The following is a 15,432-nucleotide window of genomic DNA, read 5'->3' on the forward strand; positions in this document are numbered from 1 at the left end:
TGCGAAGCGCTTCATGCGTTCGAGAATAGCGTCAGTCCTCCACGACGAGGGCGGGAGTTTCCTTGCGCAGGGTCTCGCCGCGGAAGAATTCCGGGCGGACCACGCCGTACCAGAGCATGAGCACGGCACCGAGCAGCAGGATGCCGACACCGATGACGAACACCGAGCCGATGCCGAGGACGGCGCCGCTGCCGTACTCCGGGTTCCAGGCGTCGGTGAGGGTCTGAAGGAAGACACCGCTGAGCAGGACACCGCCAAGCAGGGGGGCGACGCCCTTGAGCAGCAGGTCGCGCGGGCTGTCGCGGAGCGAGCGGCGGAAGTACCAGACGCAGGCGAAGGCCGTCAGTGCGTAGTAGAAGCAGATCATCAGACCGAGGGCCAGGATGGTGTCCTCGACGACGTTCTCGCTGATCACGCTCATGCCCACGTAGAAGACGGCGGTGGCGAGGCCCGCCGCCACGGTGGCGTAGCCGGGGGTGCGGAAGCGCGGGTGGACGGTGCCGAAGCGCGGCGGGACGGCCTTGTAGGCGCTCATCGCGAGGAGGGTGCGGGCCACCGGGATGAAGGTCGTCTGCAGGCTGGCGGCGGCGCTGGCGACGACCGCCAGGAAGAGCAGGACGCTCCACGGCGAGCCGAGCACCGGGCGGGCCAGCGCAGCGAAGACGTTGTCGGCCGTCTCCGGGTTGCCGAGGCCGGTGCCGGCGCTGCCGACGCCGGCGAACATCTGGGAGGCGACCGCGACCAGGAGGTACGAGCCGACCAGGGTGACCATGGAGATCATCGCGGCCCGCCCGGGGGTCCTGGCGCTGCCGCTGGTCTCCTCGTTCATGGTCAGGCAGGTGTCCCAGCCCCAGTACATGAAGATCGAGAGCGACAGCCCGGCGGTGAACGCGCTGAAGGAGGAGACGTCGAGCGGGTTGAGCCAGGACGCGGAGAAGCCGGTCGAGTCCGGCAGGTCTCCGGCGGCGGCCTTGGCGATCGCGATGACCGAGAAGAGCAGCAGGACCGCGAGCTGGAGTCCGACCAGGCTGTACTGGAACCACTTGGTGGCCGTCATGCCGCGGTAGCTCATCGCGGTGGCGGCGGCGATCAGCACGACCACGGTGAGCAGGTGGATCGCCTTGGTGTCGTTGAGCTCGGCGACCCAGCCGCTGCCGGTCATCTCCCCGAGCATGAGGTAGAGGAAGTCGGTCGCCACACCGGCCAGGTTGGAGAGCACGATGATCGTGGCGACCGTCAGGCCCCAGCCGGCCATCCAGCCGACCCGGGGGCCGAAGGCCTTGACGGTCCAGGTGAAGGACGTGCCGCAGTCCGGGAAGTCCTTGTTCAGCTCCTTGTAGGCGAACGCGACGAGCAGCATCGGCAGGAAGCCCGCCAGGAAGACCGCCGGCATCTGGACGCCGACGGCGGTGACGGTCGGGCCCAGTGTCGCGGTCAGGCAGTAGACCGGGGCGACCGTGGAGACGCCCAGGACCACGCTGCTCAACAGGCCGACCGAGTTGCCCCGTAGGCCCTTGTCCCCCGCCGCCCCCGCCGCCCCCGGGTCGGGGGCTCCACCACTGATGCCACTGACCGGGGCACCCTGCGGAGCGGTGGGCGCCGTTGCCCGCCCGCTGCTTCCGTGCTCTGAGAGCTGCTGATCAAACACCAGCGCACCCTAGGTGCGGGTACCGAAGGTTGTGTAGACCAACCCTTGGTGATCTGAGCCACTTGCTTCGATTCATGCACCACATCAGGCCAGAAGCCGATGGATGAATGGCTTGTGAAGTCATGTACCTTTGTTTCGAAGGACTGACGGCGAGTAATCTTCTCCCCTATGTCATAGATTGAGATGGTTTGCCACCGCCGCTCGGGGTGCCCGCGGCAGCTGGGGCGGGTCGGGCGGCGCCGGCGGCGCGGCGGCACGAGCGGCGCGGGCCTCGGCCGGCGCCTCGCCGCACCGGAAACCGGCCGAGCAGGGCGGCGACGACCACGCCACGGTGACCGACGGACCTGGCGGAGGAACCGCGGAGCGGAACCACCTCGGGGCCGGCCGGGGAGGATGCGGTGTCCGGACGGAGGGAACGGAACGGTGGTGTGGCGCACACCTGGCGGAGAGCCGCTTGGAGCTGGTCGCGGGGTGCGGGAGGATCGTCGGGACCGCACCGCGAAGGGCCCGTGCCGATGACCACACTCGACCACACCGCGACCGCTCCCGGGCTGCCGTCGCCCGGCCCGTCCGCGCCCGCCGGCGGGGTGTCCTCCGGCGGGGGGTCCTCCCCCACCCCCTCGATCGCCGCGCCGACGTCCGCGGCCTCCGGATCGGCCGGCGAGGCCGCCGGACGCTGCTCGGTCACAGGGGCGGACGGCGGAGTCGTCGGTGCCGCCCGGGCGGACAGCGTGCCCCGGCCGCGCAGCAGTGCCGACCAGGAGTACGACGGCGGCCGTGGCGAACCCGCCGACGGGGCCCCGGGCTTCGTGCGCCTCCAGCCGCCCGTCGAACCCGCCCGGGACCGGACGGTCCCGATCCTGCGCGCCGCGCAGGAGGAGCCGCGGGCGGTCCCGACGAGGCGGCCTTCGCCCTCCCGGCGGCTGCGCCGGATGCACCCCGCGACGGCACTGGCGAGCCGCGCCGGCGCCGGTGAGCCGGGGGCGACGTCGGCATCGGCATCGGCCGCGTCGGAAGGCCCGACCGTCGACCGGACGGCCGGCGCCGCGGGCGAGGGCCCAGGGGCCGGGGCCGTGCGGGGACCGGCTGGAGCCGGCGGTGCGGGCGGGCCGGGCGGAGGCGGCGCAGTTCCGGCGGGTGCCGAGACGCCGCTGGGCATCCTGATCGGCGGTACGCCGAGCCTCCCCGAGGAGCACCGGGCGATCCGGGTGACGGCCGAGCTCGTCAAGGTCGGCCGCGGCACCGTCCTGGTGGTGCTGCCCGCGTGGCGGCCCGCCATCGCCGTCTCGGTGCCCACCGAGCAGTTGCTGCACGCCACCGGACTGGCCTTCGACCGCCTGGCCGGCACGCAGCTGACGGTACTGATCAACCCGGATGCGCTGCACGACCGGGAACTCGACCTGCACGGCTGGCAGGCCGGCCCGGCCGGGCGGCCGGGCCGGCGGGGCCCGCGGCCGACGCGTTAGGCGCCTGGCGGCCCCGCCGCGGCGACACCGGACGGTCAGGCGGTCGGTGCCGGGGCGTTGGGCACGTAGCCGAGGTGCACGGGGGCCGGTTCGCGCCGGTCGGAGAGCCAGCCGTCCCGGACGTCGGCCAGCAGCTCCGGGAGCCGGGGCGGCCAGAGCGCGTCCGCGTCCGGGTCGGCGAGATCGGACGGCGTCCACCAGCGCCAGTCCAGGATCAGGTCGGCGGCGTGCACCGCACTGACGTCGCCGACCGGCCCCCGGTGCGGACCGCTGGTCAGGTAGATGTGCTCGTGCTGGCGGACGCGGATGCCGTGCCAGGTGAAGTCGTGCTCCCAGGTGCAGAGCAGCGGACCGGGTTCGAGGTCGGTCCAGCCGGTCTCCTCCCAGAGTTCGCGCCGCGCGCCGGCCCACGGCGTCTCGCCCGCCTCGATGCCGCCACCGGGCATCGTCCAGTGCACGCCGACCTCGATGTTGTCGGAACGGAGGAGGAAGACGGAGCCGCTCTCGTCGAGAACCACCGTCCGGGCCGCCTGCCTGGGGGTCCGATTCCTGCGCAACAGATTTCGCATCGGCCCACTCTCGCAGCGCCGCCGCCGGAGCGTCGACCGAATTCCCCGGACGCACGGGCGTCGGCGTCGTCGCTCGGGTGTCGGCGCCGTCGCTCGGGTGTTGGCGCCGTCGCTCGCCGCGCCCACCCGTACGCTGGCGTCCATGCCTGCACCAGGAATCACCTTCCCGGCCGACCCGCTCCACCCCCGCCGGCCGGACCCGCACTTCGCCTGGGAGGCCCGGAAGCTTCGGGAGCTGGGCGGCGAGCCCTACCTCCTCGACCACGACGCCCTGCTCGCCGGGGAGGCGGAGGAGGCGGTCCGGCTGGTGCCGCGGGACTGCGGCCCGCTCTGGTACCGGGGTTGGATGATTCCGTCCGCCGACTACGCCGCCTTGGCCCGGACGCTGTCCGACCGCGGCGCCAACCTGCTGACCAGCGCCCCCGCTTACGCCTCGGCGCACGAACTGCCCGGCTGGTACGGCGTGTTCGAGGGTGCCACTCCGCCGAGCGTCTGGATCCCGCTGGCCCCGGCGGCCGGGCGGCCCGGCCCCGAGCAGCTGGCGGCCGCCGTGGCACGGCTCGGCGGGCACGGGCCGGCGATCGTCAAGGACTACGTGAAGTCCCGCAAGGACGACTGGGACGAGGCCTGCTACATCCCGGAGTTGGCCGATCCGGCCGCGGTGGGACGGGTCGTGGCGCGCTTCGTCGATCTGCAGGGCGACTTCCTGGCGGGCGGCGTGGTGCTGCGCCGCTTCGAGGAGTTCGCCCGGATCGACGGCACCGCCGTGGACGGCACCATCGGGGGCACTGCCATCGGGGGCACTGCCATCGGGGGCACTGCCATCGGCGGCGCGCACGGGCCGGGCGGCGGTGAGCCGGCGGGCGGCACGGCGGCGGCGAGGCGCTCCGACGGAAACGGGGGCGGTGTTGACGGCGCCGGTGCGAACGGCCGGGCGGTCGAGGCCCGGGTGTGGTGGCTGGACGGCGAGCCGGTCCTAGTCGGACCGCACCCGGATGCTCCGGAACAGTCCGTGGAGCCGGATCTCACCGAGGTCAGGCCGCTGGTCCGCGCGCTGGGCTGCCGGTTCGTCACCACCGACCTCGCCAGCCGGGCGGACGGCTCCGGCTGGCGGGTGGTGGAGGTGGGCGACGGACAGGTCAGCGGCCTGCCCCGAGGGATCGACGTGACCGGACTGCTCTCCGCACTGCTCACCGCCTGAGCGGGGCAGGCCCGGCCCCGAAGGGGTGACCGGACCTGCCGCGGGTGGGTCAGCCCGCCGCCGCTGCGGAGGCGGGGGCCGGGGCGGGGTGGCCGTCGGCGATGAAGGCCTGCCAGAGCCGCGCGTACGCGCCCCCCCGGGCCAGCAGCTCGGTGTGGGTGCCGTCCTCGACCACCTTGCCGTGGTCGAGGACGACGACCCGGTCGGCCCGCTCGGCGGTGGTGAGGCGGTGGGCGATCACCAGGGTGGTGCGGCCGCCGCTGAGCCGGTCGGACGCGTGGTTGACGACCGCCTCGGTGGCCAGGTCGAGCGCCGCGGTGGCCTCGTCCAACAACAGGATGTCCGGATCGACCAGCTCGGCCCGGGCCAGCGCGATCAGCTGGCGCTGCCCCGCCGAGAGGTTCCGGCCGCGACCGGTGACCTCGTGGTCGTAGCCGCCCGAGAGCTTGACGATCATGTCGTGCGCGCCGACCGCGCGGGCCGCCGCCTCCACCTCGGCCGCCGAGGCCGAGGGCCGCCCGTAGGCGATCGCCTCGCGCACCGTGCCCGCGAACAGGTAGGCCTCCTGAGGCACCACGCCGAGCCGGTGGCGGTACTGCGCCAGGTCGTAGCGGGTCAGGTCGACGCCGTCCACCCGCACCGTGCCGGCGGTCGCGTCGTAGAACCGGGCGACCAGCTTGACCAGCGTCGACTTGCCGGCCCCCGTCTCGCCGACCAGGGCCACCGTCTGCCCCGCGGGAATGTGCAGGGTGACGCCGGTGAGCACGTCCGGCGCGCCGTCGGCGCCGCCGTTGTAGGCGAAGCTGACGTCCTCGAAATCGATGTCGCCGCGGAGGCGCTCGCGTACGGGCACCGCGTCGGCGGCCTCGGCCGTGGTGGTCGGGGTGCGCAGCAGCTCGCGGATCCGGCCCAGGCCGACGGCCGCCTGCTGGTAGCCGTCGAAGACCTGCGAGAGCTGGTTCACCGGGGCGAAGAACAGGTCGATGTAGAGCAGGTAGGCGACCAGGGCGCCGACCGTCAGCGTGCCCGAGTCGACCCGCTCGGCACCCACGATCAGCACCAGTGCGGCGGCCACGCTGGAGAGGAACTGGACGAACGGGAAGTACAACGAGATGTAGAGCTGTGCCCGGACCCGGGCCTCGCGGTAGGCGATACCCCGGGCGACGAAGCGGTCGGTGTTGGCGTCCAGCCGGCGGAAGGCCTGGACGATCCGCATGCCGGCGACGTTCTCCTGCAGGTCCGCGTTGACCGTACTGATCAGGTCGCGCGAGATCTCGTACTGGGCCTTGGACTTCTTGCGGAAGACCAGCGTCGCGGCCACCAGCAGCGGCAGCACGGCGAAGACCACCAGGGCCAGCCCGGCGTCGATGACCAGCAGGGCGCCGAAGATGCCGAAGAAGGTGAGCAGGCTGACCACGGCGGTGACGACCCCGGTCTGCAGGAAGGACGTCAGCGAGTCCAGGTCCGTGGTCATCCGGGTCATGATCCGGCCGGACAGCTCGCGCTCGTAGTAGTCCAGGCCCAGCCGGTTGAGGTGGCTGAAGATCTTGAGCCGGAGGGTGTAGAGCACGCGCTCGCCGGTGCGGCCGCTGACCCGGTTCTCGGCGCTCTGCACCAGCCAGTCCAGCAGGACGACCACCAGGGCGGTCAGCGCGGCGACGGTCACGCCCGACATCAGCGCCTTGCTCACACCGTCGTCGATGCCGTGCCGGATCAGGACCGGCAGCACCAGGTTGGCGCCCGCGTCGAGGGCGACCAGCAGCAGGGCGAGGGCGAGTGGGCGCCGGAACGGGCGCAGCAGGCGGCGGAGGGTGAAGTCCGGGTCGCCGGCCTCGGCCTCGGCGCGGGAGACCGCGGGGACGTCGGTGGCCGGCGGGAGCGCGGCGACCTTGGCGATCAGGTCGGGGGAGGCGGTGCGGGCCGCCTTGGTCAGGGCCGCGGTCGGCAGCTCGGGTGCGGGCTCCGGGGCGGGGGCGTCCGCGGAGGCGGCGGAGGCGTTCCCGGTCGTCGGCGCGGTCGGCGCGGTCAGCGCGACGGCGGTGGCCGGGGTGGCTGCGGTGATTGCGGTGACGCCGGCCGCGGTGACGCCGGTCGGGGCGACGGCTGCGGTGGCGGATCCGCCGGTGGAGCCGTTGGCGGCAGCGCCGGCCGGGGACGCGGTGCCGACGGCGGCGACCGCCCCGGGGGCGGTCCGGCCGCCGGTGCGGTCGGTTTCGTGGTCGGAGATCAGCGCCCGGTACCGGGGACATCGGGCGTCGAGCTCCTCGTGCGTCCCGATGTCCAGCAGCCGGCCGTGGTCCAGGACCGCGATCCGGTCGGCGAGCTGGAGGGTGGAGCGGCGGTGGGCGATCAGCAGGGTGGTGCGGCCGGCCATGACCGACCGCAGCGCGTCGTGGATCTCCGCCTCGATCTGCGGGTCCACCGCCGAGGTGGCGTCGTCGAGCAGCAGGATCCGCGGGTCGGTGAGGATGGCCCGGGCGAGGGCGATGCGCTGGCGCTGGCCGCCGGAGAGCGTGAGGCCCTGCTCGCCGACCTTGGTCTCGTAGCCGTCTGGCAGCTGCCGGACGAACTCGTCGGCCTGCGCCACGCGGGCGGCGGCCACGACCTGCTCGTCGGTGGCGTCGGGTCGCCCGTAGGCGATGTTGGTGCGGACGGTCTCGGAGAACAGGAAGCTCTCCTCGGGCACGATGCCGACGGCTGCCCGGACCGAGTCGAGGGTGAGGTCGCGCAGGTCGTGGCCGTAGAGGCGGACCGCGCCGGCCGCCGGGTCGTAGAACCGCGGCACCAGCTGCGCCACCGTCGACTTGCCCGAACCGGACGCCCCGACCAGGGCCAGGGTCTCGCCGGGGGCGAGCTTCAGGTCGAGCCCGTGCAGCACGGGTGCGGGGTGCTCGGGGTCGTAGCGGAACTCGACCCGGTCGAACTCCAGCGCCACGTCGGGCGTGCGGGCGCCGACCACCCGCGGGGCCGGCTCGGACGTGTCGGTGGCGGTGGCGGTGGCGGTGGCGGTGTCTCCGGTCGCGCCGGTCGCGCCGGACCCCGCGGAGGCGGACCCGGTGAGGTCGAGGACCACCGCGTCCGGGCGCTCCTGCACCAGCGGCCGCTCGTCGATCAGCTGGAGCACCCGCTCCACGCCCGCCCGGGCCTGCTGGCCGACGGTGATCACCATGGTCAGCATCCGGACCGGGCCGGTCATCTGGGCGACGTAGGTGGAGAAGGCCACGAAGGTACCGAGGGAGACCCGGCCGTCCACGGCCAGCCAACCGCCGAAGGCCAGTACCGCCACCTGGGCCAGTGCGGGGATCGCCTGCATCGCCGGGTTGTAGCGGCTGTTCAGGCGGATCGAGCGCAGCCGGGCCGCGAAGAGGTTGCGCGACGCCGCCTCCAGCTTGTCCAGCTCCTGGGCCTCCTGACCGAAGCCCTTGACCACCCGGACGCCGCCGACCGCCTCGTCGACCACGCCGGCGACGGCCGCGGCCTCCTGCTGGGCGGCCCAGGTGGACGGGAACAGGCGCTTGCGGCTCAGCACCGAGACCCACCAGAGCGCCGGGCCCATGACCAGCGCGATCAGCGTCAGCGGCGGAGAGAGCCAGATCATCACGGCCAGCGACATGACGAACATCAGCAGGTAGCCGGTCATCATCGGCAGCATCGACAGGAGGCCGTTGATCAGCTGGAGGTCGGACGTGGCGCGGCCGACCACCTGGCCGGTGTCCAGCCGGTCCTGCCGGTGGCCGTCGAGCCGGCCGAGCGAGCGGAACAGGTCGCTGCGCATGTCGTGCTGGACGTCGAGGGCGAGCTGCCCGCCGTAGTACCGGCGCACCTGTGTGCAGGCGAACACCAGCACCGCCGCCAGCAGCAGGACGACGGCCCACGGGGCCAGCGACCGGGTGTGCGCGGTGATGACGTCGTCGATGATCAGCTTGGTGACCAGCGGGACCAGGGCCGTGACGGCCATGCCGACGAGGGAGGCGCCGAAGGCCAGCAGCACGCTGCGCCGCGACCGCCAGCAGTAGCCGATCAGCCGCCGCAGCCAACCCGGACCGTCGGCTCCGCCGTCCTTCGGCCCGCCGCCGGATGCGCCGCCGGGCACCGGGCCGCCGGGCGTGCCGTCCGCGGGTCTGCCTCTGCCGTCCCGCGGCGCACCGGTGCCGACCGGCTCGCCCGTGGTGCCCCGGGTGCCGGTTCGGGTGCCGTTCGGGGAAAGCTCCACTGCAGATCCGTGAGTCTCAGGCATATTTAGGGATGCTAACCATTCCGTCGGGTGGCCGCCATGGCTTTGTCCGGGGACCGTCCGGCCAGAGCGTGCCGGGCGTCCGGTCCGGCTGAGGAGCCAACAGCCCGCGGCCTGCGGTGATTCCCGACCGCAGGCCGCCGCGGCCGGGTCGCCGGAGTGGACGACCTCCGGGGTGGACGACTTCCAGGGTGGACGATGATGCGCCCCGCGCCCACCGGCCACCGGCGCAGCCCCCGGTCCGCCCCTCGACCTAGGCCTCCTCGACCCCGCCGAAGAACCGGCTCGGGCGGCTCCCGGCCCGGTCAGTCGCCGGCGGCGTCAGCAGCGGCGGCGGCCCCGGTGTCCGAGGTGCCCGAGGTGCCCGAGGCGGCGGCCCCGGCGGCCGCCGAGAAGGCGCCGTGGGCGAGGCTGTGCAGCAGCGCCGCCATGCCGTCGCGCTGCAGACCGGCGGCCCGGTCGTCCTGCGTGGGGTTCGGGCCGAGGCTGTGCGGGGTCGAGTTGATCAGCCCGAAGACGGCGTGCACGGCGGCCCGGGCGACCGGCTCGGCCACGGGCTCGGCCAGCGCCGGGTAGGCCCGCCGGACGGCGTCCACCCAGAGTTCGAGGTAGCCGCGCTGGAGCCGGCGGACCGTGCGGCGGTCCTCCTCCTTGAGGTTCAGCAGCTCGCGGTCGTGCAGCGTGATCAGGTCGCGGTCGTCGAGGGCGAACTCGACGTGGCCGCCGATCAGCGCGTCCAGCGCCTCGGCCGCACCGTCACCGCTGCCCGCCCGGCGGCGGCCCTCCTCCAGCAGGCGCTCGCTGATCCCGATCAGCAGGTCGGCGAGCATCGCGTCCTTGCCGGCGAAGTGCCGGTAGAGGCCCGGCCCGCTGATGCCCACGGCCTTGCCGATCTCGTCGACGCCGACGCCGAGGAAGCCGCGGGCGGCGAACAGGCGGGCGGCCTCCTTGCGGATCTGGTCACGGCGTGGGAGCGCGGAGGCGGCGGGGACGTTCGGCATGCTGCCCATCGTAGACAGTCGGGTTATCGCCCGTTAACCTGGGCGGCACGAGTTAACGCTCATTAACGTTGGGGGTCGCGGGCTCACCCGGCTCTGCCACCCACCTGGTGCCGAGGGCAAGGGAGCTCTTGGAAATGGTCATCTCCACCGTCGGCGTACCCACCGGCGTCAACGGCAGCACGCCCGGCGCGGGCGTCTCCGGCCCGGGCGGCGCGGCCGCCGGGTCCGTCGCGCCGGGGGCCGCGGCTCCCGCGCCCCGGCTCGGCACCACCGTCGACCCGGGCTCCGAGGCCTACCGCGCGAACGCCGAAGCCCACCGGGCCCTGGTCGCCGAGCTGCGCCAGAAGCTCGGCACGGCCGCGCTCGGCGGCGGGGCCAAGGCCCGGGCCCGCCACACCTCCCGGGGCAAGCTGCTCCCGCGCGACCGCGTCGACACCCTGCTCGACCCGGCGTCCCCCTTCCTCGAGCTGGCCCCGCTCGCGGCCGACGGGATGTACGACGGCGCCGCTCCGGCGGCGGGCGTCATCGCGGGCATCGGCCGGGTCGCCGGCCGCGAGGTGGTCGTCGTCGCCAACGACGCCACCGTCAAGGGCGGCACGTACTACCCGATGACGGTGAAGAAGCACCTGCGCGCCCAGGAGGTGGCGCTGGAGAACCGCCTGCCCTGCATCTACCTGGTGGACTCCGGCGGCGCCTTCCTTCCGATGCAGGACGAGGTCTTCCCCGACCGCGACCACTTCGGCCGGATCTTCTACAACCAGGCCCGGCTCTCCGCCGCGGGCATCCCGCAGATCGCCGCCGTGCTCGGCTCGTGCACCGCGGGCGGCGCGTACGTCCCGGCGATGAGCGACCAGGCCGTCATCGTCCGCAACCAGGGCACGATCTTCCTCGGCGGACCGCCGCTGGTGAAGGCCGCCACCGGCGAGGTGGTCACCGCCGAGGAGCTGGGCGGCGGCGAGCTCCACTCCCGGACCTCCGGGGTCACCGACCACCTGGCCGAGGACGACGCCCACGCGCTCTCCATCGTCCGCACCATCGTGGCCGGGCTCGGCCCGCGCCCGGCCAGGCCGTGGCCGCTCGAACCGGCCGAGCCGCCCGCCGTCGACCCGGCCGGCCTCTACGGGGCCGTCCCGGTCGACCCGCGCACCCCGTACGACGTGCGCGAGGTGATCGCCCGGCTGGTCGACGGCAGCCGCTTCGCCGAGTTCAAGGCCGACTACGGCGCGACCCTGGTGACCGGCTTCGCCCGGATCCACGGCCACCCGGTCGGCATCGTCGCCAACAACGGCGTGCTCTTCTCCGAGTCCGCCGTCAAGGGCGCGCACTTCATCGAGCTGTGCGACCAGCGGGGCATCCCCCTCCTCTTCCTGCAGAACATCACCGGGTTCATGGTCGGCCGGCAGTACGAGGCCGGCGGCATCGCCAAGCACGGCGCCAAGATGGTCAACGCCGTCGCCTGCACCCGCGTCCCGAAGCTGACCGTGGTGATCGGCGGCTCGTACGGGGCCGGCAACTACTCGATGTGCGGCCGCGCCTACTCGCCCCGCTTCCTCTGGATGTGGCCGGGCGCCAAGATCTCCGTCATGGGCGGCGAGCAGGCCGCGTCCGTCCTGGCCACCGTCCGCCGCGACCAGCTCGAGGCGCACAGCGAGGAGTGGCCGGCCGCCGCCGAGGAGGAGTTCAAGCGCCCGGTCCGCGAGCAGTACGAGCGCCAGGGCAGCGCGTACTACGCCACCGCCCGGCTCTGGGACGACGGCGTGATCGACCCGATGGACACCCGCACCGTCGTCGGACTCGCCCTCACCGCCTGCGCCAACGCCCCGCTCCCGGCACCCGGCCCGTACGGCGTCTTCCGGATGTGACCCGCACCGGGGCCGGCCCCGCCCGGCCCCGGCCGTCCGGCCGCCCCCTCCCCACCACCTCCTTCGTACGGCCCCCTCGACCCGGAGGAACGCCTCCCATGTTCGACACAGTTCTGGTCGCCAACCGCGGCGAGATCGCCCTCCGGGTGATCCGCACCCTGCGGCGGCTCGGCGTGCGCTCCGTCGCCGTGTTCAGCGACGCCGACGCCGACGCGCCCCACGTCCGCGAGGCCGACACCGCGGTCCGGCTCGGACCGGCCGACCGCAGCGACAGCTCGGCCGCCGAGACCTACCTGCGGACCGACCAGATCCTCGACGCCGCCCGCCGCACCGGCGCCCAGGCCGTCCACCCCGGCTACGGCTTCCTCGCCGAGAACGCCGCCTTCGCCCGCGCCTGCGCCGACGCCGGTCTGGTCTTCATCGGACCTCCTCCCGCCGCGGTCGAGCTGATGGGTGACAAGATCAACGCCAAGGAGGCCGTCCGCGCCGCCGGCGTCCCGGTGGTCCCGGGCAGCCAGGCGACCGCGCCGACCGACGAGGAGCTCGTCGCGGCCGCCGCCGAGATCGGGTACCCGGTCCTGCTCAAGCCGTCCGCCGGCGGCGGTGGCAAGGGCATGCGCCTGGTCCGCGACCCGGCCGAGCTGCCCACCGAGATCGCCGCCGCCCGGCGGGTCGCCCGCACCGCCTTCGGCGACGACACCCTGCTGCTGGAGCGCTGGGTCGACCGGCCCCGCCACATCGAGGTGCAGGTGCTTGCCGACGCCCACGGCACCACCGTCCACCTCGGCGAGCGCGAGTGCAGCCTGCAGCGCCGCCACCAGAAACTGATCGAAGAGGCACCCTCCGTCCTGCTCAACGCCGAGACCCGGGCCGCGATGGGCGCCGCGGCCGTGCGCGCCGCGGAGTCCTGCGGCTACACCGGGGCCGGCACCGTGGAGTTCATCGTCCCCGGCCTCGACCCGGACTCCCCCGCCCCCGCCGAGGGGGTGCGGGACTTCTTCTTCATGGAGATGAACACCCGCCTCCAGGTGGAACACCCCGTCACCGAACTCGCCGTCGCCGTCACCGCCCCGCTCGCGGGAGCAGCGGCGGCCCCGGCCCAGCCCCGGCGACTGGACCTGGTCGAGTGGCAGGTCCGGATCGCCGCCGGCGAGAGCCTGCCCTTCGCCCAGCCGGACATCTCCTTCCTGGGCCACGCCATCGAGGCCCGCATCTGCGCCGAGGACCCGGAACGGGACTTCCTGCCCACCGGCGGGCGCATCCTGGTACTCGACGAGCCGCAGGGCGAAGGCATCCGGGTGGACTCCGGCGTCACCGCCGGCTCCGTCATCACCAGCGCCTACGACCCCATGCTCGCCAAGGTCATCGCCTACGGGCCCGACCGCCCGACCGCGCTGCGCCGCCTCCGCGCCGCGCTGGCCGACACCCGGATCCTCGGCGTGACCACCAACACCGGCTTCCTGCGGCGACTGCTCGCACACCCCGAGGTCACCGCCGGCCGCCTCGACACCGGTCTGGTGGAGCAGACGGCCCGGCAGCAGCCCGCACTGCTGGCCTCCGCCTACTCCCCGGCCCGGACCACCGACACCACCTCCGCCTCTCCTTCCACCGCTGATTCCGCCGGTTCCGCGGAGCCCGCGGGCTCCGCCGACGCACCGTCGCCGGCGCACCTCCTCTACTACGCGGCCGCACTCGCGCGGCACCTGGACCTCGCCCCCGCCGCCGACGGCGGCGGCTGGACCGACCCCTTCTCCCTTCCGTCGGGCTGGCGCCTCGGGGGCGACGCCGCCTGGACCACCCACCGCCTCCGCGCCTCCGGCCAGGAACCGGTGGCGGTGAGCGTCCGTCCGATCACCGGGAGCAACGTAGCGGAGCCCACTGACAACCGGCCGGGCGTCACCTCCGAGATGGAGGTCCGGCTCGGCGACGGGCCGGTCCACCGCGCCCGCGCCGTGCGCACCGGCGACCGCCTGCACGTCACCGCGGCCGGCCTGCAGACCACCTTCGCCCTGGCCGCCGACGACGCCCCCAACCCGGCGGGTGGGCCGGTCACCTGGCTCGGCGTGGACGGCGACGCCTGGCCGCTGCACGCCCACGACCCGGTCGGCGAGAGCGCCGCCGCCGGCGCCGCCCACCACGGCGCGCTCACCGCCCCGATGCCGGGCACCGTCACCGTCGTGAAGACGGCGGCCGGCGAGCAGGTCCGCCGGGGCCAACCGCTGCTCGTCCTGGAGGCCATGAAGATGGAACACGTGATCGCCGCCCCGCACGACGGCACGGTGACCGAGCTGCGGGCCACCGCCGGCGCCACCGTCGCCATGGAGGAGCTGCTGGTCGTGGTCGCCCCGGACGAGGACGGCCCCGCCCAGCGGGCGGACGACCCGGGCGCCGGCGCGGTCGCGGACGGAGTGGCGTCGTGACCGCCGCCACGCCCTCCCCCGTGCACGAGCCCGACGCGCTCGACCTCGGCCTGCCCGACCCCGTCCGCGACCCGGGCCTGCCCGAGCAGGTGCGGATCCACGAGGTCGGCCCGCGCGACGGGCTGCAGAACGAGAGCGGCCTCGTCCCCGTCGAGGTCAAGGCCGAGTTCATCGCCCGGCTCGCGGCCGCCGGCCTGGGCACCGTGGAGGCGACCAGCTTCGTCCACCCGAAGTGGGTGCCCCAGCTCGCCGACGCCGAGGAGCTGGTACCCCGGCTCGCCGACCTGCCGGCCCGCCACCCCGGGCTGCGGCTCCCGGTGCTGGTGCCCAACGAGCGCGGCCTCGACCGGGCGCTCGCCCACCGCGCCGCCGACATCGCGGTGTTCGCGAGCGCCACCGAGACCTTCGCCCGGCGCAACCTCAACCGCTCGGCGGACGAGGCGATGGCGATGTTCCGGCCGGTCGTGGCCCGCGCGGCGGAGGCCGGGATCCGGGTCCGCGGCTACCTCTCGATGTGCTTCGGCGACCCGTGGGAGGGCCCGGTCCCGATCGACCAGGTCGTCGGCTTCGGGGTCCGGCTGCTGGAGATGGGCTGCTCCGAGCTCAGCCTCGGCGACACCATCGGCGTGGCCACCCCCGGCCAGGTCACCGCCCTGCTGGACGGCTTCGCCCGGGCGGGCGTCCCGACCGAGCGGCTCGCGGTGCACTTCCACGACACCTACGGCCAGGCGCTCAGCAACACCCTGGCCGCGTTGCGCGCCGGCGTCACCACGGTCGACGCCTCCGCGGGCGGCCTGGGCGGCTGCCCGTACGCCAAGAGCGCCACCGGGAACCTGGCCACCGAGGACCTGGTCTGGATGCTGCACGGCCTCGGCATCCGGACCGGGGTCGACCTCCGTGCCCTGGTCGCGACCAGCGGCTGGATGGCGCAGCGGCTCGGCCGGCCGAGCCCCTCCCGCACCGTCCAGGCCCTGCTCGGCGCGGCCCCGGCCTGACCGGCGCCCGGCCGCCGGGCGTCCCCGCGGACGCCC

The 15,432-nt window shown here is 74.4% G+C and carries 9 protein-coding genes; 5 read left to right on the top strand and 4 right to left on the bottom strand.

The window, feature by feature from the left end:
* Nucleotides 1-31 precede the first annotated feature (31 nt).
* Nucleotides 32-1,564: an APC family permease gene (locus MCM47_RS18025; RefSeq protein WP_238863012.1), complete on the bottom strand. Its 1,533-nt coding sequence runs from the start codon at nt 1,562-1,564 to the stop codon at nt 32-34.
* Nucleotides 1,565-2,163: 599 nt separating this feature from the next.
* On the opposite strand from MCM47_RS18025, the gene MCM47_RS18030 reads away from it, so the two are divergent.
* The gene (locus MCM47_RS18030; protein ID WP_238862683.1) at nt 2,164-3,114 is read left to right on the top strand and encodes a hypothetical protein; all 951 of its coding nucleotides are present in this window, start codon (nt 2,164-2,166) and stop codon (nt 3,112-3,114) included.
* A 35-nt stretch (nt 3,115-3,149) separates the two neighbouring features.
* Here the strand turns inward: MCM47_RS18030 and MCM47_RS18035 are convergent, their stop codons facing one another.
* Entirely contained in the window at nt 3,150-3,683 is a 534-nt protein-coding gene (locus tag MCM47_RS18035) for an NUDIX hydrolase (protein WP_238862684.1), read from the bottom strand.
* Nucleotides 3,684-3,825: 142 nt separating this feature from the next.
* Here MCM47_RS18035 and MCM47_RS18040 point away from each other — a divergent pair, with 142 nt between their 5' ends.
* A complete protein-coding gene (locus tag MCM47_RS18040) occupies nt 3,826-4,884 on the top strand; it encodes an ATP-grasp domain-containing protein (protein WP_238862685.1) in 1,059 nt (352 codons plus the stop codon).
* 49 nt (nt 4,885-4,933) lie between these two features.
* On the opposite strand, the gene MCM47_RS18045 is transcribed toward MCM47_RS18040, so the two are convergent.
* Nucleotides 4,934-8,977, bottom strand: coding sequence for an ABC transporter ATP-binding protein (locus MCM47_RS18045; RefSeq protein WP_238863013.1), 4,044 nt, complete (start codon nt 8,975-8,977; stop codon nt 4,934-4,936).
* 446 nt (nt 8,978-9,423) lie between these two features.
* On the bottom strand, nt 9,424-10,119 hold the full coding sequence (locus tag MCM47_RS18050; protein ID WP_238862686.1) for a TetR/AcrR family transcriptional regulator: 696 nt from the start codon (nt 10,117-10,119) through the stop codon (nt 9,424-9,426).
* Between the two features lie 134 nt (nt 10,120-10,253).
* On the opposite strand from MCM47_RS18050, the gene MCM47_RS18055 reads away from it, so the two are divergent.
* The 3 genes from MCM47_RS18055 to MCM47_RS18065 all read left to right on the top strand — a co-directional run bounded on the left by MCM47_RS18055 (nt 10,254) and on the right by MCM47_RS18065 (nt 15,396).
* Nucleotides 10,254-11,981 carry a carboxyl transferase domain-containing protein gene (locus MCM47_RS18055; protein ID WP_238862687.1) on the top strand — a complete coding sequence of 576 codons (1,728 nt, stop codon included), beginning with the start codon at nt 10,254-10,256 and terminating at the stop codon, nt 11,979-11,981.
* A 98-nt stretch (nt 11,982-12,079) separates the two neighbouring features.
* Entirely contained in the window at nt 12,080-14,401 is a 2,322-nt protein-coding gene (locus MCM47_RS18060; RefSeq protein WP_238862688.1) for a biotin carboxylase N-terminal domain-containing protein, read from the top strand.
* Nucleotides 14,398-15,396 carry a hydroxymethylglutaryl-CoA lyase gene (locus MCM47_RS18065; RefSeq protein WP_374209157.1) on the top strand — a complete coding sequence of 333 codons (999 nt, stop codon included), beginning with the start codon at nt 14,398-14,400 and terminating at the stop codon, nt 15,394-15,396. Before MCM47_RS18060 ends, MCM47_RS18065 begins: the two co-directional genes overlap by 4 nt.
* Nucleotides 15,397-15,432 lie beyond the last annotated feature (36 nt).

Source organism: Kitasatospora sp. A2-31 (assembly GCF_022288725.1).
GTDB lineage: Bacteria > Actinomycetota > Actinomycetes > Streptomycetales > Streptomycetaceae > Kitasatospora.